Source organism: Citrobacter sp. RHBSTW-00599 (genome assembly GCF_013784065.1).
GTDB classification, from domain to species: domain Bacteria; phylum Pseudomonadota; class Gammaproteobacteria; order Enterobacterales; family Enterobacteriaceae; genus Citrobacter; species Citrobacter braakii.
On sequence record NZ_CP056717.1, the window covers coordinates 1,239,624 to 1,259,379 of the forward strand.

General features: G+C 45.6%; 14 protein-coding genes and 1 pseudogene. 8 read left to right on the top strand and 7 right to left on the bottom strand.

All coding sequences use genetic code 11. The annotated features are described in order from the left end of the window. The first annotated feature begins 783 nt into the window (after nucleotides 1-783). Both evgA and HV243_RS05930 read left to right on the top strand, forming a co-directional pair. Nucleotides 784-1,398 (top strand): acid-sensing system DNA-binding response regulator EvgA, encoded by a 615-nt coding sequence (evgA, locus tag HV243_RS05925; RefSeq protein ID WP_016157256.1) that lies wholly within the window; start codon nucleotides 784-786, stop codon nucleotides 1,396-1,398. A gap of 4 nt (nucleotides 1,399-1,402) precedes the next feature. Beyond that, nucleotides 1,403-4,645: a transporter substrate-binding domain-containing protein gene (locus HV243_RS05930; RefSeq protein ID WP_053390166.1), complete on the top strand. Its 3,243-nt coding sequence runs from the start codon at nucleotides 1,403-1,405 to the stop codon at nucleotides 4,643-4,645. Between the two features lie 74 nt (nucleotides 4,646-4,719). On the opposite strand, the gene HV243_RS05935 is transcribed toward HV243_RS05930, so the two are convergent. Next, the gene (locus HV243_RS05935) at nucleotides 4,720-5,346 is read right to left on the bottom strand and encodes a YfdX family protein (protein ID WP_016154099.1); all 627 of its coding nucleotides are present in this window, start codon (nucleotides 5,344-5,346) and stop codon (nucleotides 4,720-4,722) included. A gap of 280 nt (nucleotides 5,347-5,626) precedes the next feature. On the opposite strand from HV243_RS05935, the gene HV243_RS05940 reads away from it, so the two are divergent. Beyond that, nucleotides 5,627-6,223: a DUF308 domain-containing protein gene (locus tag HV243_RS05940; protein ID WP_049040331.1), complete on the top strand. Its 597-nt coding sequence runs from the start codon at nucleotides 5,627-5,629 to the stop codon at nucleotides 6,221-6,223. 56 nt (nucleotides 6,224-6,279) lie between these two features. Beyond that, on the top strand, nucleotides 6,280-6,570 hold the full coding sequence (locus HV243_RS05945) for an HdeA/HdeB family chaperone (RefSeq protein ID WP_233592848.1): 291 nt from the start codon (nucleotides 6,280-6,282) through the stop codon (nucleotides 6,568-6,570). A gap of 361 nt (nucleotides 6,571-6,931) precedes the next feature. On the opposite strand, the gene HV243_RS05950 is transcribed toward HV243_RS05945, so the two are convergent. The 4 genes from HV243_RS05950 to HV243_RS05965 all read right to left on the bottom strand — a co-directional run bounded on the left by HV243_RS05950 (nucleotide 6,932) and on the right by HV243_RS05965 (nucleotide 12,750). Further along, entirely contained in the window at nucleotides 6,932-10,048 is a 3,117-nt protein-coding gene (locus tag HV243_RS05950) for an efflux RND transporter permease subunit (protein ID WP_049040330.1), read from the bottom strand. 28 nt (nucleotides 10,049-10,076) lie between these two features. Next, nucleotides 10,077-11,234 carry an efflux RND transporter periplasmic adaptor subunit gene (locus HV243_RS05955; protein WP_016157251.1) on the bottom strand — a complete coding sequence of 386 codons (1,158 nt, stop codon included), beginning with the start codon at nucleotides 11,232-11,234 and terminating at the stop codon, nucleotides 10,077-10,079. A gap of 278 nt (nucleotides 11,235-11,512) precedes the next feature. Continuing rightward, a complete protein-coding gene (locus HV243_RS05960; RefSeq protein ID WP_149330689.1) occupies nucleotides 11,513-12,079 on the bottom strand; it encodes a Slp family lipoprotein in 567 nt (188 codons plus the stop codon). A 314-nt stretch (nucleotides 12,080-12,393) separates the two neighbouring features. Beyond that, complete coding sequence (locus HV243_RS05965; RefSeq protein ID WP_053389404.1) at nucleotides 12,394-12,750, bottom strand: hypothetical protein; 357 nt, start codon at nucleotides 12,748-12,750, stop codon at nucleotides 12,394-12,396. Nucleotides 12,751-13,053: 303 nt separating this feature from the next. Between HV243_RS05965 and HV243_RS05970 the strand changes: the two are divergent. The 4 genes and pseudogenes from HV243_RS05970 (at nucleotide 13,054) to HV243_RS05985 (ending at nucleotide 18,570) form a co-directional block, all read left to right on the top strand. Then, a pseudogene (locus tag HV243_RS05970) lies at nucleotides 13,054-14,165 on the top strand (IS3 family transposase). A 348-nt stretch (nucleotides 14,166-14,513) separates the two neighbouring features. Next, nucleotides 14,514-15,692 carry a hypothetical protein gene (locus tag HV243_RS05975; RefSeq protein ID WP_053389401.1) on the top strand — a complete coding sequence of 393 codons (1,179 nt, stop codon included), beginning with the start codon at nucleotides 14,514-14,516 and terminating at the stop codon, nucleotides 15,690-15,692. Next, nucleotides 15,682-17,448 carry an ATP-binding protein gene (locus HV243_RS05980; RefSeq protein ID WP_053389400.1) on the top strand — a complete coding sequence of 589 codons (1,767 nt, stop codon included), beginning with the start codon at nucleotides 15,682-15,684 and terminating at the stop codon, nucleotides 17,446-17,448. The genes HV243_RS05975 and HV243_RS05980 overlap by 11 nt, the downstream gene beginning before the upstream one ends. 243 nt (nucleotides 17,449-17,691) lie before the next feature. Beyond that, nucleotides 17,692-18,570, top strand: coding sequence for a hypothetical protein (locus tag HV243_RS05985; RefSeq protein WP_053389399.1), 879 nt, complete (start codon nucleotides 17,692-17,694; stop codon nucleotides 18,568-18,570). Between the two features lie 358 nt (nucleotides 18,571-18,928). Here the strand turns inward: HV243_RS05985 and HV243_RS05990 are convergent, their stop codons facing one another. Both HV243_RS05990 and HV243_RS05995 read right to left on the bottom strand, forming a co-directional pair. Beyond that, nucleotides 18,929-19,096 (bottom strand): inovirus Gp2 family protein, encoded by a 168-nt coding sequence (locus HV243_RS05990; RefSeq protein ID WP_242672047.1) that lies wholly within the window; start codon nucleotides 19,094-19,096, stop codon nucleotides 18,929-18,931. A 127-nt stretch (nucleotides 19,097-19,223) separates the two neighbouring features. Beyond that, nucleotides 19,224-19,742 carry a hypothetical protein gene (locus HV243_RS05995; protein ID WP_146037516.1) on the bottom strand — a complete coding sequence of 173 codons (519 nt, stop codon included), beginning with the start codon at nucleotides 19,740-19,742 and terminating at the stop codon, nucleotides 19,224-19,226. Between the last annotated feature and the right edge of the window lie 14 nt (nucleotides 19,743-19,756).

The window sequence follows — 19,756 nt, forward strand, 5'->3', positions numbered from 1 at the left end:
CCACCACAAGCCCGCGCTACGCGCAATACCGTTCAGTTAAGCATGTATGGAGAACATGTGATTCCGGCTCAGGGTTCCGTTCACCTCAGCGATATCAATTCTCTGAGGCTCAGATACCCGTGAACGTGCAAGAGAGGCTCACCGTGCACTGAACCCCTATACCTGGACACTGTAATTTCATTGTTACTCTGTCAGAGTCCGGTACTCTACCGGACTCATCTATCTTTATGATTGCCGCGCTGTTATGTTCTGCCGTCGTTACGCTGACCGTGAAAAGCTCCCATGCTATTGGGGCGTTGCCCAGTAAAGCCTGATTCATGACTGACTCCTGTGGCTCTGCTGTTTCCTGAGCCACAGGGCGTTTTACTATCAAATCAGCAGGTTTATTATCTTTTTCTCCAGATTTGACCTGGTATAAAAATGATTCTTAGATAGCTATTCTGCATATACACCTTTGCCGTTGTGATGAAAACTCCCCCTGGTTATATGACCCCGGCCATTAAGAATGAATCATAATAAATGAGGGATTTATCCTACGCATGTAGGAATATTCCTTTTGGTTGTGTTAATGGTTTGATATTTAGATAGGCTCAAGGTTTAAAATTTGTAAAATACAGTGTTGCATTTATGCCTTATTCTTCGTTTTTATAAAAAACTAATAAATATACGTGTGAATGTGTTAGGATTTACCTGATAACGCCTTATTTTTATAAATTATAATGCTTAAGGCTCACCTGCTCGATAGCCATCGCCTCTCTTTATTTATCGGGATTCTTATACGCAATGAACGCGATAATCGTTGATGATCACCCATTAGCTCGCATAGCCATCCGCAACTTACTCGATACTAATGGTATTACCGTAACCACCGAGCTCGACAGCGGAGAGCATGTGGTCCAAACCGTTGAAAAAACTAAGCCGGAGCTACTGATTATTGATGTGGATATTCCGGGCATCAGCGGCATCGAAGTGCTGGAGCAACTGCGAAAGCGGCACTATGCTGGTGTAATTATTATCATTTCAGCCAAAAATGAATTTTTTTACGGCAAACGTAGCGCCGAATACGGTGCCAACGGATTTGTGAGTAAAAAAGAGGGTATGAATAATATTCTTGCCGCAATCGAAGCTGCAAAAAATGGGTATAGCTATTTTCCCTTTTCCCTTGAGCATTTTACTGGCTCATCTGTCAGCGAACAGGATAAGCTTGATACGTTGTCGACTCAGGAAATGAGAGTGTTGCGTTATATTCTTAACGGTATGGATTACAGCACTATTGCCAGCAAAATGAACATCAGTAATAAAACGGTAAGCACCTATAAAAGCCGTTTGATGGAGAAGTTAGATTGCTCGTCATTAATGGAAATTTATGATTATGCGCAAAGAAATAAAATAGGATAGAGTAATGCTGGAACGCTTGTTTATTTTTTTGATGGTCATATTTACCATCGGGTTTTCTACGGGTGTAAGCTCAGCCCGGCAAGTTGAGCTAAAAAGTAACTATAATACCTCAGTACAACATATCGGCTTGAACAGGGAAGAAACAAACTGGTTAGCGCATAAAAAAACCTTGGTTGTTGGCACCTGGTTACCGGAAGTCTCCCCCATTGTTTATCAAAATAGCGGTGAATATTATCGGGGCGTCAACGCGGATTATCTTGCGCTAATGCAAAAGAATCTCAATGTAAAAATTGTTATAAAGCAGTATGATAATGAGCATGAAGCGCTGAACGCACTTGCTAGTAACGATGTAGATACATTGATAACTCAGCTGTTCCGGCGACAAGATGTCGGCGGCCATTTATTGCGCACTTCGGCATTACTGACGACGTGGCCGACGCTTGTGACCTCGCTAAAAAACACTATGCTGCCGCTGACCTCGGAGCATCCGGTTAGCGTCGCGTGTGTGCGAGATTGTCCTTTTCTTGATGTTATCCAGGATGCTTTTCCTGAAGCTAAAGTCTCATTTTACGACGACGAGTATCAGGCCATGGCATCGGTAGTGAACGGTGATAACCAATATTATATTGGGAACAACATCACCAGCAGTCATTGTGTATCCCGATATTTTTCGCAATCACTGGTTATTACGCACTACTTTGATAAACAAGAGCAATATAATTATTTTGTGGTGAAGGACGACCAGCCGGTATTAAGAAATATTCTTGATGGTTTCATTACGTCAATCAGTAATGAAATTCATATGCAGGTCATGCAGAACTGGCTGAACCGCGGTAACCTTGCTTTTCTGAATGCGCCTATTCCTTTTACCGATCAGGAAAAAGCGTGGCTGAAGAAGAAACATACTATTCGCATTCTTATCAATCCAGATTATCCGCCTTACACGCTTGTCGATCGCAGCGGTGAGTTACGTGGAATTCTTGGCGATTTGCTGAATATTATTCATCTGCAAACGGGGATTGATTTTGAGCCGGTTTTGGCCAACACCAAAAGTGAACAGACCAAACAAATAAGCGGCGAACGATGGGATATGTATCCCACTATCACCCTGACAAATCAAAATCAGCACAATTCGACCTTTAGCGATCCGCTGATGAATGTGGCATTTGTGATTATCACTTCCCGCGATGAAACGGCCGACTCGTTACTGAATACGCCGATCCGTATTGCGTTGCCCGCCGGACATGTTTTGGAAAGTGATCTGAAACAACGCTACCCGCAGGCCACCTGGGTGGATGCTGATACTGGCAGCGTCGCGATGACTATGCTCAGGGATGGCAAGGTTGACGCGGCAATTGCTACCGAATTGTCGGCAAGGTTCATGGTCGATCATGACTACCAGAAAAACATGCACTTTTTTAGGCTACCGGATATGCCTGGCGCGTCGGTGAGCTTTGCGGTTTCTCCCCACGAGCCCATGTTGAAGTCAGTAATGGATAAAGCGCTGCAGGCGATACCGCCGCGTGAGATTTTGCAGATGACGGAGAAGTGGTCGAAAATTTCTAATACGCAGGTCGATCTCTGGAGTCGGTATAGCAAACAGTTCTATCAACTGGTGGTGTTTGCGCTGTTGCTGATAGCAATTAGCCTGATCTGGGGGATCTCACTCTCCCGTGAGGTCAATAAAAGAAAACAATCGCAGCGGCAGCTGGAAGAGCAGCTTCATCTCAAAGAGGCATTATCTCAAGAACTGGAAACCGAAAAAAATAAAGCGATTGAAGCAACCAAGGCCAAAAGTCGCTTTCTTGCGAGCATGAGCCATGAATTACGTACCCCTGTCAGCTCGATTGTGGGCTTTCTGGAATTACTGTCGAGCTCAGAACTCAGCCCGGCACAACGAAAAGAGGCGATTGCTCTTACCGCAGCGACAGCCCAGTCACTGCTTGGGCTGATCGGTAAGATTCTGGACGTTGATAAGATTGAGTCTGGTAAATATCAGGTTGTTCCTCAATGGACGGATCTCTCGCAGCTCATTGAATTGCAGTGTCACTCTTTTGATGCCTTAGCCAGACAGAAAGGCGTTACGCTTGCTTGCGTAAGCCAGTTGCCGGCAAACGAGCGGGTGTTTGTCGATCAACAAGCTTTGCGGCAAATTCTCACCAACCTGGTGGGCAATGCGCTCAAGTTTACCGAGCAGGGTAGCATTCATGTGACAGCCCGTTTAACACCTGACGGGGAGAATCACGGTACCCTGACCATCGCCATTAGCGATACCGGTTGCGGGATTAGCGAAGAGGAGCAGGCCGGGCTGTTTCGTCGCTACGCTCAGGGGCGCTGTGGGCGTCAACAAACGGGGTCTGGTCTGGGATTATTTATCTGCAAAGAGCTGGTGACGCTGATGGGTGGTACGCTGGAGTTGATGAGCGTCCCGGCGCAAGGAACCACGTTTACCATAACGCTGCCGGTTGAGACTGCTCGCCAGTCAATTGTACCGGATAGCAACACGCCGGGGGCGCTGTTGCCGCTGCCGTGTCTGTCTATTTTGATAGCAGATGACAACCCGACCAATCGCCTGCTGCTTAAGCGACAGTTGAACGCCATTGGTTACAGCGTGGATGAAGCGTGTGATGGTGAGGAAGCCGAAGCCAAACTGGCTAAAAAATCATACGACCTGTTGATAACCGATGTGAATATGCCGAAGAAGGACGGGTTTGATCTTGCGGCTTCGTTACGTCGTCAGCAGCCTCATTTACAAATATGGGGACTGACGGCCAGCGCGCTCCCACAGTCACGTGACAGGTGTCTGCAAAACGGCATGAATTTGTGTCTGTTTAAGCCCGTGTCGATTCAGACACTGACGCATGAATTAAGCAAAATCGAAACCGGTTATTCGTCTCCTTGTGCAATTCGGCATCTCAAATTCAATGTCTTGACGGAAAATACTGGCGGCGATCGCGCATTAATGAACGAGATACTCGAAACATTCCGCGAGGCAACGTTTAGCGATTTACAGGCAGCCGAGAAAGCCGTTGAGCAAGACGAACCCCAGCTGTTTTTGCGAGCCCTTCACCGGTTGCATGGTTCGGCGCAAATTCTGGGCATTACTGCTCTTCAGACGCTATGCGAACCTTTTGAATCGATGCGACATGACGATCTTCCTCTGGCAGTACGCCAGGAAGCATTACAGAAGATTGTTGCCGTCATGCGGGAAATTGAGATTGAGATTAACAGTCTGATTAGCCATTAACCCCCCTGATCGGGTTGCCGTAGCAACCCGATCAGGAGAGAAAGTCCTGGTTCAACACTCCGTAGTGCTGAGTATTACTGGCCTGCGCCCAGCATCTCGCTATCGATCACAATGCCTTCTTCAGCACCCTTTAACACAAGGTTTGCTTCATAGTATTTACCTGAAGACAGCAGTTTTTGAGCGCTGGCAACGGCTTTACGCGTCTGATTCAGGGGCATCAGGTATTGGGTCTGAAGCACGCTGATACCCGCCAGTTGCAAGGTATCCACAGCACCTTTCCAGTCGCCTTTAGCCATTTTGCCATTCGCTGTATTGATAGCAGATTCTTTAGCTGGGGTGGCAATATAGTCTTCTGACAGCGCAATCGTAGCGTTAATAATCACGTACTGATCGTCAATCATCTTGGCTTTAGGCGCAGCTTTTACAAATTTCGCCCAGTCGTGGCTGTCACCTGCAAGCAGGGAAGCGGCGTCATCGGTTAATTTTTTAGCACTGTCAGGCTGTCCATGAAACAGGGCCAGACGGGCAAGCTGAATATCACGCATCGCGTTTGCACCTTGTACTGCGACCTGCATAATATCGGCAGCTTCTTTTTGTACATTGGCGGTAGCAGTTTGTGCCGGTGTGGTAGTGGTTGCTGCCAGTACCGGGGCTGAGCCCATCATGGTTGCAAGTAGACCTGCAAGAATAATCTTTTTCATTACTTTCTCCTGAATAAATTTGGTATATCTCACCAAACGAAATAAGCATATTAAATAACTTCGAAGAGTGGAATCAGAGCCAGGATAGAATAATGAGCGTTTAATCTTACAGGTGTCAGACGTCTGACGCGTGTAGGATTATACGGATAATGACATTCCTTTATTCTTATATACGAATTTGGAGGGAAAGTCTTATCATTCCATTGTAAGTGATATGTGTTAAGTGAATATTACTCTTTTATTAGTAGGTTACATTGCGTTTCTATGTAACGGAGGATGTATGTTTGTTTTTAATCAGCAAAGCCTGAAAGCATTTAATGAAAAAACACTATTTCATTATAAAAGACACGCCACAATCATGGCCGTGCTGTTGTTGGTTTGCGGCATCTGCTGCTTAATCTATCCAATCGCTGCAGGTGTTTACTTAAGCTATGCAACAGGTTTTATGTTCCTGGTGTGCGGCTTCTATTCTATTTACAGCCTGTTTTCCTCGGGTAAAAAGCAGTTGAAAGCCAAATTTACCTATGCCTTTTTTGCTATCGCATGGTTGCTGCTGGGATACTGTTTCCTCGAAAATCCTGTGATAGGTATGAATTCATTGGCAATGGTTTTTTGCTGCCTGTTTATTCTTGGCGGGATTTTTCGTGTTGCTTCCGGCGTCAAAATGTTCCGCAGTCCGGGCTATGGATGGAATATTTTTATCGGTATTTTTGACCTGCTTATTGCAGCCGTATGGCTGAATATGGATCCCGACCGTTCTTATGTGTTTACCTCCATCTTTATAGGCGTTGAGATGATTTTTAGCTCTTTGGCTTTTATCAGCCTGCGCAGAAATGCGTCGTTGGTACAAACTGAAAAACTCGCCGATAAAAATTAATGCTACTTCTGGAGCGCATTGTGAATATTAAATTGATTGTCTCTACAGCTATTCTTATGACCTCTGTTATGGCGCCGATGAGTCGTGCTTTTGCTACACAGGCAACGGAAGCGGCGCCACAAGATATGACCTGTAAAGAATTCGTTGATATGAGTCGGCAATACATGACAGCAATTGCCTTTGTGATTGTTAATAAAAATTCGGACTTTAAAGGCGATGATTATGTTCCCCTGCATGAGGTGGAAACTGTCGCTGTACCGAAGATGATTAAAATGTGTCATCGACACCCTGATACTAAATTGGGCGAGCTGGCCGTAAATCTGAAGGGTTCCGGTCTGCACTATTGATTACCCGTTTTGATAACCTGGCATGAGTCAGAATTGACAACCTCTGTACCTACCTTAGTTGTTACCCTACAAGAAAAAATCCCCGTAATGTTTACCCTGCTATCCACGAGAAATTCGCTGGATAACAGGGCCCGCTAACAACCGTAGACCTGATAAGCGAAGCGCCACCGGGCATTGATTACCCGCAGAGCAGAGGGACTCAAGTGTGGTGGAGAATGCCACTCTTAACGTAGTCACAGTATCGTCGCTGTAATGAAATGAAGAACTAAAGGTGAACGGAACCCTTTCTCTGAGAGAGCATTGAGAATCCCTGGGATTTAATAAACTTATCCCAGGGATAATCACGTACGAGGGCAGGGAATCAGCGCCGTGTTTTGAATCGCGCCAGCATGTTTTCTACGAGAACAAAGAACAGCGGAACAAAGTAGATCGCCAGCACTGTTGCGGCCAGCATCCCACCAATAACACCCGTACCGACGGCATTTTGCGCGCCAGAGCCCGCGCCGTTGCTTATTGCCAGAGGGATAACCCCTAAGATAAAGGCCAGTGACGTCATCAAAATAGGGCGTAAGCGCATTTGCGCGGCCTCTACTGCGGCTTCAAGCGGCGTTTTTCCTTCCTTTTGCATGATCTCGACAGCGAACTCGACGATCAGAATGGCGTTTTTAGCCGAGAGCCCCATGGTGGTGAGCAGGCCTACCTGGAAGTAAACATCATTGCTCAGGCCGCGCAAGTCGGTCGCCAGCAAAGCGCCGACCACCCCGATTGGCACAACCAGCATTACCGAGAACGGTATCGACCAGCTTTCATACAGTGCCGCCAGTGCCAGAAATACGACGATCAGCGAAATGCCGTACAGCATTGGTGCCTGGTTTGTGGACAGCGCCTCCTGATAAGACAGACCGGTCCAGGCATAGCCGACGCCCGCGGGCAGTTTATTTATCAGCGATGCCATAAATTTCATCGCATCGCCGCTGCTTTTCCCTTCGACCGGCTGGCCCAGAATTTCCATTGCAGGCTGACCGTTGTAGCGTTCAAGGCGGGGAGAACCGTAGGTCCACTCGGTGGATGAGTAGGCCGAAAGCGGCGTCATGGCGCCGGAGGCATTACGTACGTACCAGTGATTGATATTATCCGGCAACATACGGAACGGCGTATCGGCCTGGACATACACTTTTTTAACGCGTCCCTGATTCAGGAAATCATTGACATAGCGACTACCGAACGCCGTGGAGATGGTCTGATTGATATCCGATAATGCAACGCCCATGGCTTCCGCCTTCGTGGCGTTAACATGAATGCGGAACATCGGTGTATCTTCCAGACCATTCGGGCGCACCCCGTCGACCTCACCGGACGACTGGTTGGCCAGCGCCAGAAGCTCGTTTCGGGCCTGCATCATTTTTTCATGCCCAAGGTTACCGTTATCCAGCAGCTCCATGTCAAAACCTGAAGCCGTTCCCAGTTCTGCAACAGCGGGTAAATTAAACGGATAAACGACGGCATTATTGATGGTGCTTAAGGCCATCATCGCCCGTCGAATAATGGCGGTAACTGAGTTTTCTTCACCAACGCGTTCTGACCACGGTTTCAGGCTGATAAACGCCAGACCGTTGTTTTGCCCCTGGCCGCTGAAACCAAATCCGCCTACGGTGAAAACCGAAGCGACATTTTTCTGTTCTTTCGTCAGGTAGTAATCCGTTATTTCCCCGAGCACTTTGCTGGTGTTCACCATCGTTGAGCCCGAAGGCAATTGCGCGGTGGTCATGAATACCCCCTGGTCTTCTTCAGGCAAAAAGGAGGTCGGGGTACGTAGAAACAGCACAATCATGCCCGCGCCAATCACTAAGTACACGACCATATAACGGCCTGTGCAACGTAGCAGTTTACGGGTGCTGTCCGTGTAGTGCTGAGTACATTTCTCCATGAAGTGATTGAAACGGGTAAACAGAAAATGTGTGTTTGCTTTTTCTCCCTCGTGGGATTTCAACAGCATGGCGCAGAGTGCTGGCGTCAGGCTCATCGCCACAAACACCGACAGCAGCATGGAGGAGATTAAAGTGATAGAAAATTGACGGAAAATTTCACCGGTTGCTCCACTCATAAATGCCATAGGCATAAATACGGCGGATAACACAACGGCAATACCGACCAGCGCTCTCTGCAACTGGCCCATCGCTTTGTGGGTCGCCGCTTTTGGTGACAAATGTTCTTCGGCAATAATGCGTTCTACGTTCTCAACCACCACAATGGCATCATCGACTAGCAACCCTATCGCCAGCACCATGCCAAACATCGTGAGCGTATTAATCGAAAAACCCGCGATGTCGAGTATCGCAAAGGTGCCAAGGATCACTACCGGAACGGCGATTGTGGGAATAAGCGTTGCGCGGAAACTTTGCAAAAACAGATACATGACGAGGAATACCAGAATGATTGCCTCGATCAAAGTATGAAAAACCCCCTGAATCGAAATTTCGATAAACGGAGTGGTGTCATAGGGATAAACGGTTTTCATGCTGGCCGGAAACCAGGCCGATAATCTGTTCAGCTCCTGTTTGACTGCCTGGGATGTTTCCAGGGCATTCGCGCCAGCGGCAAGTTTAATTGCAATCCCGGCGGCGGGTTTTCCGTTGTAGCGTGCAACCGTTGCATAATTTTCCGCACCCAGCTCAATTCGCGCGACATCGCGCAGCAGAACCTGGGAACCATCTTGCTGAACTTTAAGGAAGATCTTGCCAAATTCATCGGTAGTTTGCAGGCGCGTCTGGACGATTATCGACGCATTTAGCTGCTGATCGGCTGACTGAGGCATGCCTCCCAACTGCCCACCCGATATCTGATTGTTCTGAACTTTGAGCTGGGTAATGACGTCCTGAGGTGTGAGGTTATACTTGTCGAGCTTTTGCGGATCCAGCCAGATACGCATGGCGTATTGCGAACCGAATAACTGTACGCTCCCCACCCCGGCAGTGCGGCTTATTGGGTCTTTGATGTTTGAAGCCACATAGTCGGCAATATCATATTGGCTCAGGCTGTTATTATCAGAGATAAAGCCGGCGACCATCAAAATATTGCTGCTGGATTTATCAACACTGATCCCTTGCTGCTGTACTTCCTGCGGTAAAGAAGGCATTGCCAGCTGCAGTTTATTCTGTACCTGAACCTGCGCAATATCGGGTGACGTGCCCGTTTTGAAAGTCAGGATAATCGACGCATTACCTGCCGCATCGCTGGTGGATGACATATACATCAGGCCATCAAGACCATTCATGTTCTGTTCAATCACCTGAGTCACGGAGTCTTCAACGGTCTTTGCGTCTGCCCCTGGGTAGGCAGCGCTGATGGTAATGGTTGGGGGAGCAATTTGTGGATACTGGGCGATCGGCAGGTTCATTATCGCGATACCGCCCGTAAACATCATGATAATGGCGAGCACCCAGGCGAAAACCGGGCGCTCAATAAAAAAGTTGGCCATGAAGAAAGTGTCCTTAATACCTGAAATATTACTGTTCAGTTCCCGCGTCAGGAGTGGTCAGTTTTGAAGGGAGGACCCGGGCTTTGATTCCCGGACGAATTCTTTGTAATCCGGACACAATGACCCGATCGCCGGGGCGTAATCCTGCGGTCACCAGCCATTGATTGCCAACGGCCTTCACGGCGTTTATTTCGCGCAGTTGCACCACGTTTTGCTGGTCAAGGATCAGCGCGGTGGCTTTTCCTTGTTCGTTATGCGTAATCCCTTGTTGGGGGACCATCAAAACGTTCTGCTGGCTGCCTTCGTCCAGCAACGCCGTGACATACATGCCGGGTAAAATTTCACCTTCAGGATTGGGGAACACGGCGCGCAAAGTCACCGATCCGGTGGTCTCATCGACGGCGGGATCGGAAAACTCAAGCGTACCGGTATGGCGATAGGGTTTGCCGTTTTCCAGCATCAGCTCAACAGGAATTTTGCCTTGTTGCTGGGCAATTTTGCCGTTGGCTTTCTCTTCTTTCAGGCGTAAGAAATCTTGTACTGACTGTGTTAAATCAACATAAATCGGATCCAGCCGCTGAACGGTGACCAGCGCGTTTTCCTGATTTGCGGTGACCAGGGCACCCACGGTTACGGAGGATTTACCGCTGATGCCATCAATCGGTGAGGTGACATTAGCGTAACGAAGGTTGATGGTGGCCTGCTCAAGATCCGCTTTGGCGACGGCGACATTGGCTTCTGCTTCATTAAGCTGTGAGCGTGTCGTGTCGTAGTCCTGGCGGCTGACGTAATTGGATTTTATTAACGCTGACTGCCGATTTAATGTCAGACGCACATTATTGGCCGTCGCCAGTGCCTTTGCCAGCGCGCCTTTGGCTGAATCCAGTCGTGCCTGCAGCGGGGCTGGATCAATTTGATACAGTGACTCTCCTTTGCTGACTTTATCACCTTCAATAAAGTTGCGTTTTATGATGATCCCACCAACCTGAGGGCGGATTTCGGCGATCTCGAATGAAACCGCGCGACCTGGAAGTTCACTTTTAATATTCACTGAAGAGGGCGCTAAGGTAACAACGCCGACCTCGGGCTCCATCGCGGTGGTTTTTACTGCAGGTTTATTATCGCAGGCGGTGATGATGACGCTACTAAAAAATAATGGTATCAACAGTAAGCATTTTCTGTTCATAGTAATCCCTGAATAAATCGTAAACACCAATGTTCTTTTATTACAGGCAGGGTGGAAGAGTTATCGGTAAATAACAAAAGATGCTCAGGCATGAGATGGCTAAAGCCCATTTTTTCGCTCAAGTGTTAGCGGGTAAAATTATATGTAACAGGAAGAATGCGTGCTAAGCGAAGGATCTCATAAAGCAGGATGGCGCAATAAGGTCAACGCGGGGTGATGTGCTGGGCGTTTGTCAGTACCCGACTCCGGAATATATTCGCGCCATCTTACTACAGAGATTATTTCACTAGCACCGGAGTTACCTGAGTTACTGTATTAGCGTAGTAGGGGGCACCCCACATGGGTTCAGGCCAGAACGCGCCATAGCCGTAATCCCACATATTATAGGTGGTGTTGACTGACTCCGTTAAATGCCAAACCTGAATACCTTGTAAATCAACTTTAACAAAGTTGTACGGGACTTTGTTGATGAATCCTGGTTCATCTCCTTGAATTGACCCCAAAATAGTAACGAAATGGTTTCTGTAGTTTACCGGATCGAGAAAACCTTTCTGCTGGGCAAGAATACGCCCCTGATAGCTCGCGTCTATTTGCGGTTTAGCATAGTTGTTCAGTGGCAGAACGGCGATTTCCAGTAATGTATCCGTTTTGGTGTTAATCACATTGATGACTTTACCCCCAAAGCGGGCCTGCTGACCGGTATATAATCCCGGTTGGTTATGCACGGAGATAAAGTTTTTTTGTATATCTGGTTGATTATTACCTTTGATATTCTCAGGAATTGAAGCACATGACGCTAGGGTGAAAGCAAGGGCAACAATTATCAACCCTTTTGTTTTTTTCATTTTACTTTCCTGCTAAAAAAAAGACAGGCCTATAGTAACCCTTTGCTCATTATTGTCAGCAAACGTGCCGTTGATTATCTAAAATTAATATTATTGTAGCTTATGGTAATAACAGGCTGTATTTTATCTGGTCGCTGGATAGGGCGAAAGTGTGTGGCGACAGGGAAAGCGATTTACTGTCGCCACACGTGGAGTCAGGTCCAATGCGTTACCGTGCCCTGGTTTAGCCAGGCGGGTAGGCAATCCTGGATTACGGCTTATTACTTATAAAAAAAACCGCGAAAGCGGCTTTTTATTATTGAATGGCTGGAAGATTACTCGCTGACTTTTTTCTCAACGGAGGCAGCACCTTCTCTGGTCTTATTCCAGCCTTTCTCGGTACCTTCTTTTGTTGCATTCCAACCTTTTTCAGTACCTTCTTTGGTTGTATTCCAGGCTTTTTGTGAGCTTTCACTCACTTTACTGCTCAGGTCATCTTGTTTACCTTCAGCAGCATGTTTTGCTTTTAACTTTTGCTCTTCGCCCTGATTCTGCGCCTGATGCAGTTTTTCTTTTGCGGTATTAGCATTTTCGTGTGCGGCAGCTACATCATTATCAGTTGCGTGTGTCGTCGCGGCAATAACGGGAGAAGCCAGCAGAATTGCAGATAATGCGATAATTGTCTTTTTCATAATATCCTCGCTTAGCGTTATAAGTTATTAGCGTGATTAAGCATGGCACACGAACGAAGCGCTGGCTTTAGGAAAAAACTGTAAGTGCTGATGACGGTATTTATCCATTTTGTGCAGCTGTGAGCGATCAATACGGTAATTTTGTTGTGGGTCAAAAAGCCGCATTCAGTGTTAGGTTAAATAATAATTAGTTGTCGTTATTAAGCATGGATATATTAAGTATATGTAAGTATCCCGCATAATCGTGCCATTCACATTTAGAGATCATCCGGCATAATCAATCTGCCAACGAAGGAGATCGCTATGCGTAAAGCCCGTTTTACTGAGCATCAGATCATCGCTGTGATTAAGTCGGTTGAAGCTGGACGAACCGTTAAAGATGTCTGCCGGGAGGCCGGTATCTCTGAAGCCACCTACTATAACTGGAAGTCCAGATACGGCGGCATGGAGGCTTCTGATATTAAAAAGATCAAGGATCTTGAGGACGAGAATCGGCGTCTCAAACAGATGTTTGCCGACCTGAGCCTTGAGAACCGGGCGCTGAAAGACGTTATCGAAAAAAAGCTTTAAAACCAGCCTTTAAGCGTGAGCTGGTCACTCATCTGATAACGACATTTGGACTCAGTATCCGTCAGGCCTGCCGGAGTCTGAACCTGAGCAGAACGGTTTACCATTACCGTCCGGATACCACGCGTGACGAACCCGTTATTGTCGCGTTGCAGGCAGTGGCCGAGCGATACCCACGATACGGTTTTCCGAAACTTTTTCAGGTTTTGCGGCGGCAGGGATACCCGTGGAATCACAAAAGGATCCACCGTATTTACTGTCTGCTGAAACTGAATTTTCGCCGTAAGGGCAAACAGCGGTTGCCGGTGCGTAATCCTTCGCCACTGGCCACGCCTTAAGCGCTGAACCAGAGCTGGTCTGTCGATTTTATGCTTGATGCCCTGGTCTGTGGCCGTCGTTTTCGCACGTTCAATGTCGTTGATGACTTTAACCGTGAGGCGTTGTCGATTGAAATCGATCTGAATCTGCCAGCTCAGCGAGTGGTCCGTGTACTCGACAGGATCGCGGCAAATCGCGGGTATCCGGTCATGCTGCGCATGGATAATGGTCCGGAATTTATCTCTCTGGCACTGGCCGAATGGGCAGAGAAACATGCAGTAAAACTGGAGTTTATCCAGCCAGGTAAGCCGACGCAGAACGCTTTCATTGAGCGCTTTAACCGGACATACCGTACAGAAATACTCGATTTTTATCTGTTCAGAACGCTGAATGAAGTGCGGGAAATCACGGAAAAATGGTTGTCAGAATATAACTGTGAACGCCCGCATGAATCACTGGACAATATGACGCCGGAGGAATACCGACAGCACTATTATTTGGCCGGGAACTCAAAAAATGCATGGAACTAAAACGGGTCTATTTACACGCTCTTCGCTCATAGTTGCCCTTTAAGCCCTGCGTTAGGGCAGTTTTGTGCCAGTAGCAGACGCTGCTGACATCAACTTTTTTGATTAACTGGGAGCAGTCGCGCTGAAGCTTGTCTTTATCTATTGCTATGGTGGTACCCGCTGTGGCAGGCCCTGAGGACGATGGAGTCTTAAACGACAGTGCTGAAGTTCCCATTACTCAGAGCACCAGATCTGACAGTTCATGGATATTCTTAAAGTCAATCTAGCGTAATCTGAGTTGTCAGATTATAGTGTTACGCAATGTGAAAGTGCAGCCAGCATCTGACGTTGTTACATACTGAGGTCAAAATGGGACGTTCGGCCGATTACACCATCCAAGGGTTTCTGTATCAGTTCAATATGACGCTCTCTGAACTGCTTAAAGCGGCAGACGAGGCGGAAATTACAATTGAAGGAATTGTGGAAGATATTGAGGTGGCTACATTTTCAGGTACTAAAGCCATACAATGTAAATACCATGAGGCGCAGTCTAAGTATTCCATAAGCATACTTTATGATCCTTTGCTTCAGATGATGAAACACTTTAAGTCAAATCCAACTGCAAAAATAAAATATCATCTCTTCGCGCACTTCCCAAACAACCCCACTGTGACTATAACCAATGTTGAGCTTAAAAGTGCTCTGAATTCAAGTAATCAAAACTTAAAAACACTTATAGCTGATGCAAAAGGTGTTGATATTAAAAAGTTTCTTGACGTATTCTCCATCACGATTACACCAAAGTATGACGATTTGATGGAAGAGAACACAAAACTCCTTGTTGGTCTGGGGTTCAGTGAGAGCGAGGTCGAAACGTTATTTTATCCGAATGCTATTCAGATAATCGGTGACAGAAGCATCAAACATGACGAAAAATCTAGAAAAATCACTAGAAAGTTGTTTCTTGAAGAATTGCGTCGTATTAGATCTACAGCTGTTTCACAATGGACACTTGCATTAAAAACGCGAAAAAAAGTTTTGGATTCCCGACGAAAGCAATTGAAAGAAAATCTAAGTTTAAACGCCCGCTTACGTTTCTTATTAGTTTTCCCGTGTATCCTTGAAGAGTTCGACAAACAGATAGTCCTATTTATAAAATCATTTATTGATAAGTATCATTTTAAACAAGCTCATACACACACTCCCATTTTTATATTGGATGTCTCTCAGTCCCACTTTGATGACATTGCAGAGCGTTTATACGAAAAGGATGTAATCCCGAACATCGGTCGTCATGTAAAAGCCTTCTCCGAGAAAAAATTTTTTAGTGAGCCTATTGTTACCCGAGATAAAAAAGAATTTGTTCTTCGCTTTATTCGCTGGGATGATTACAAAAACCTTCATCCCAAAGTTAAGGCGGATGATTTTTTTGTAATCGGAGATGGAGATGTGACAGAGCTGGATCTTCGGGATGTAAATCTTGAAGCTTTGGGTGCCGAAAAATTTGATGAAATTAAATATATGATGGGGATCAGCAATGGCTACTAAAATTGGAGCTGTACTGTCGTGTTCGCCAGAGGCTGTAATCGTTGCAGTAGATTGTCTTGAGACATTTGAAACAAATAAAGAAAACCTTCAGGTTGGGCGCTTTCTGAAAATTGCCCAAGGTAATCACGATTTTACAATTGCCACCATCCGTAATATCAAAGGTACTAACACCACTGATCCAGAAGGCAAGCCAGCCTGGAGCTTCCAGATTGAGTGCCAGGCTATCGGAACGCTGCTGGATGATAGAAATTTTGACCGCAGTAGTCTGCTGCTGCCGGTCCCAACTGAGCATGCATTCATTGCTGAAAATGACACCTTAGACAAAATCTTTTCAGCTGATAGTGAGCACGACTTCCCTCTCGGCAAGCTTTCCATGAATAAAGATACCGACCTCATGATCAGCGGTAACAGATTCTTCAGTAAACACATTGCTATCGTAGGTTCCACGGGCTCTGGTAAGTCATGCACAGTTGCGAGCGTTTTGCAGAGGATTGTTGGAATTGCTGAGTGTAAAAACGGCAATAAAGATCGGCAAAATAACTCGCATGTGGTGATTTTCGATATTCATGATGAATATTCTGCCGCATTCAATTTGCCAGAACAGGAATCGTTCACTCTCACCCGGCTGGATATTGATACCTTACAACTGCCCTACTGGCTAATGAACTCTGAAGAACTTGAAAGCATGTTCATCGAAAGTAATGAGAACAACTCTCATAATCAGGTTAGCCAGTTCAAGCATGCCGTTGTATTGAACAAAGAAAAGCATAATCCGACCATTACGGAAGTTACGTATGACACGCCTGTATATTTCTCGATTAAGGAAGTCTACAACTACATAGAAAACCTGAATCGAGAAGTGATTGGTCGGCTGGTGGGGGAAGATAAACCAAAGCTGGCTAGTGGAGAACTAGTCACTGATAGAACGATTTATTTTGAAAAAATTCAAGACTTTATCGCTACCTCGTCTGCGGGAGCAACTAAGGCAACCGTCGGTCCTTTCAGTGGTGAGTTCAACAGGTTTGCTTCGCGGCTGGAGTCGAAACTTACAGATAAACGGCTGCGGTTTCTGTTGAATGCCAAGAAAGTTGACGGAAATGCACATGTTACAGACGACTTTGAGACGTTGATGAAACAATTCATTGGCTATCTGGATAAATCAAACGTCACTGTTATCGATTTAAGCGGGGTGCCATTTGAAGTTCTCAGCGTTACAGTCAGTCTTATCTCTCGCCTGATTTTCGACTTTTGCTTCCATTATTCAAAGCTGCAGCATGCCATCGGCAAGCTTAATGACATCCCGGTGATGTTAGTTTGTGAAGAGGCACACAACTATGTACCTAGGGACGGACACGCATCTTATCGGGCATCAAGGAAATCTATTGAACGTATAGCAAAAGAAGGCAGAAAATATGGCTTGAGCCTGATGGTAGTAAGCCAGCGTCCCTCAGAGGTCTCAGAAACCATTTTTGCTCAATGCAACAACTTCATCTCTCTACGTCTGACAAATGATGCCGATCAGTCCTATGTGCGACGACTATTTCCTGACAATTCCAATGGTATCACCGAGATTTTACCAAACCTGGCTCCCGGTGAGTGCGTGGTAGTGGGTGATGCGGTATTACTGCCAGCAGTTATCAAAATGCCACTGCCGGTGCCAGAACCTCACTCCCAAAGCGTTAAAGTTCATAATGAGTGGCAATCGCTATGGCGCGATGTGGCTTTCGAAAAGGTCATCGAACGGTGGAGGAAGTGAATATCATGCCAGAATTCTGTTTCTTAATGGAGCAGAATTTGGGGGCAGGGCCAGCTGCCCTACCTAACTTCTTGATGGGCAGTTTCGTGCCTAAAGCGGATGTGGTTAGGTTAGCTCTGCATAAGTTATTGTAAATTGCTAGATTAACGTTGATACTTATGAAAGAAAATTTATGGATGTAAGAGTGGAGTTTATTTAACAAAGAATGTTATGTTTTAATAATATGAATTTTAAGGATTGAAAGTGGAATATGAGCTTATTCATTTGAATAATAAAGGTTTAATTAAAACTTCACATGGAGATATCTCTTTCCTTGCCTTCATAAAACATGCAACCTTTGCTGGATTAGAAAGTTCGCATGTTCTACTACACCCATTAAGATACACAAGTTTTTTTTGTGAGTTCGCCCCATCCTTTTTTGGTTCAAATCATTTTCGTAAGTATCCTGGTCTAGAAAAAGATCCAACAGAAACTGCCTATACGTCTAACAGAATAGGCAGGGCGTTTGCTGACTTTTTCTCAAAAAAAATATATGGTGCAAAATATACACATAGCTATGAATGCGCAATGGCACTGAAAAAACTTCCTATAAAAGGAGATAGACCTGATTTTTATTGTGATACACTTACTGCGCAATTTGCAGTTGAGGCAAAAGGATATTCTGCTCAAAGTGTTTCTGATTTTGATATGATAAAACATAAAAAACAATCTGGAACGGGGCCTCTATCTATCAACTTCTCTGTGGCTAGCGTTGCATACAATCTCTACAAGAAACCCAAAATTAAGTTTTATGATCCTATAGGGAGTGATGAACCATATGATCATGTTCTTAACTCGCGTTTGCGATATTTTTATTATCGCGATGCCATAAACTTCATCGAAACCATCTCTGATTCAAGGACGCAGAGCGAATTACCTGATTACTATGCTTATAATATATCACATCCATTTCTTCCCTTCCGTCAATTCTTAGTAAATAAATGGATAGCAGAGCGAAAATTCATGGGCGCTGAATGGCTGACATCAATGGAAAACATGAGTATTGAAAATCAAGAAAATGATGATTTTTATATTGACGTTGATGGAATTGGTATAAAAGGCCGTCACAAATGGTTCGACTAAGCCACACAGGTAAATTGTAGGTTCAATGGTCGCTCCTCGCTCTTAGCAGACCTCTCGACTTTCCAGTAGACCGCTCCGTGCCGTGAGTTCAACAGGTCGATGCAACGCTGTCCCTACTCAAGAGGGGACTTTGTCAACTTAAATGCTGCAATCATCAATAAGGAACTTAGCTCTCAGACAATGGTATACCCGTAGCTACTAGCCCAAAAATGTATGTCCTGCTCTCTGAGGGCTGCTACAGTTGCGACATGTATCAGGTTGTAGCAGGGTACCGAGATACATTATCGAATTTTTCCCGAGAAATGTGTCAACTATGTTAATTGACAGGGTGAGGATAAATACCCCACCCAGAGTGCTATTAACAGGCTAATCCACCTAAGCGTGGACACTGACTTGTGCCAAAGTTACGGTAACTGCTGTAAATATTCTTGGTACTGGTTTTCGCCAGATACGCCAGTCGAATCAGGAAACGCCAGTAGGCATGAAATATGATCGACCCGTGAGCTGAAATAAATAACATACTCATCTATCTCTGACCCCTGCTACACGTAGCAGCTGTAGCAGGGGAAACATAAAGCGTTATTTACTTTTTCTGACTGAACCAGTACTTCTCTGTTGACGTATGGATACGTTTCCCTTTTCCTTAATTTTCCCTATCTACGTTTTTCTGATACAATCCTCAAAGCCTCACATACCTTTTCCCGAAGACGTTTTGGCTTCTCTGTTACTCCGGCAAATATCCTGATGTGTCCTAGTTCTTCTCCAGGGCATCTCAAATAACTAATAAAAACATTGATGCTACTCAGGAAATTATAAAGTGTGCATTTATCAAGTATGCCAACCAGGTTTTCATTCAATTCGCGAGCTGTTAGTGTTTTATTTTTTACTATAAACCCGGCCAGTTCATTACTATCAATACTATCACCTGTTTCGCAAACCAGGGCATTTAGTTTACCCAGCGCAAACTCTATTTCATTAAGAAGCCCGAATATAGATTGCGGACAGATATCAGACGGTGAATCCTCAGATAAGTAACTTACCTTTCTTATCATGTGGTTGTACATTTTTATTGCACGCATGATCGTCATGTTATCTGCAGATAGTACAACACTACTATCAGTTTCTCCTATGGTTACAGGTATAAACTCAGTAATGGTGCCTTGATTACTCAAAGTACTGTTTATCG

Excerpts from the sequence above, each read along its gene's own strand:
- evgA (WP_016157256.1), top strand. The coding sequence starts at position 784 with ATGAACGCGATAATCGTTGATGATCACCCATTAGCTCGCATAGCCATC.
- HV243_RS05930 (WP_053390166.1), top strand. The coding sequence starts at position 1,403 with ATGCTGGAACGCTTGTTTATTTTTTTGATGGTCATATTTACCATCGGG.
- HV243_RS05935 (WP_016154099.1), bottom strand. The coding sequence starts at position 5,346 with ATGAAAAAGATTATTCTTGCAGGTCTACTTGCAACCATGATGGGCTCA.
- HV243_RS05940 (WP_049040331.1), top strand. The coding sequence starts at position 5,627 with ATGTTTGTTTTTAATCAGCAAAGCCTGAAAGCATTTAATGAAAAAACA.
- HV243_RS05945 (WP_233592848.1), top strand. The coding sequence starts at position 6,280 with ATGACCTCTGTTATGGCGCCGATGAGTCGTGCTTTTGCTACACAGGCA.
- HV243_RS05950 (WP_049040330.1), bottom strand. The coding sequence starts at position 10,048 with ATGGCCAACTTTTTTATTGAGCGCCCGGTTTTCGCCTGGGTGCTCGCC.
- HV243_RS05955 (WP_016157251.1), bottom strand. The coding sequence starts at position 11,234 with ATGAACAGAAAATGCTTACTGTTGATACCATTATTTTTTAGTAGCGTC.
- HV243_RS05960 (WP_149330689.1), bottom strand. The coding sequence starts at position 12,079 with ATGAAAAAAACAAAAGGGTTGATAATTGTTGCCCTTGCTTTCACCCTA.
- HV243_RS05965 (WP_053389404.1), bottom strand. The coding sequence starts at position 12,750 with ATGAAAAAGACAATTATCGCATTATCTGCAATTCTGCTGGCTTCTCCC.
- HV243_RS05975 (WP_053389401.1), top strand. The coding sequence starts at position 14,514 with ATGGGACGTTCGGCCGATTACACCATCCAAGGGTTTCTGTATCAGTTC.
- HV243_RS05980 (WP_053389400.1), top strand. The coding sequence starts at position 15,682 with ATGGCTACTAAAATTGGAGCTGTACTGTCGTGTTCGCCAGAGGCTGTA.
- HV243_RS05990 (WP_242672047.1), bottom strand. The coding sequence starts at position 19,096 with ATGAGTATGTTATTTATTTCAGCTCACGGGTCGATCATATTTCATGCC.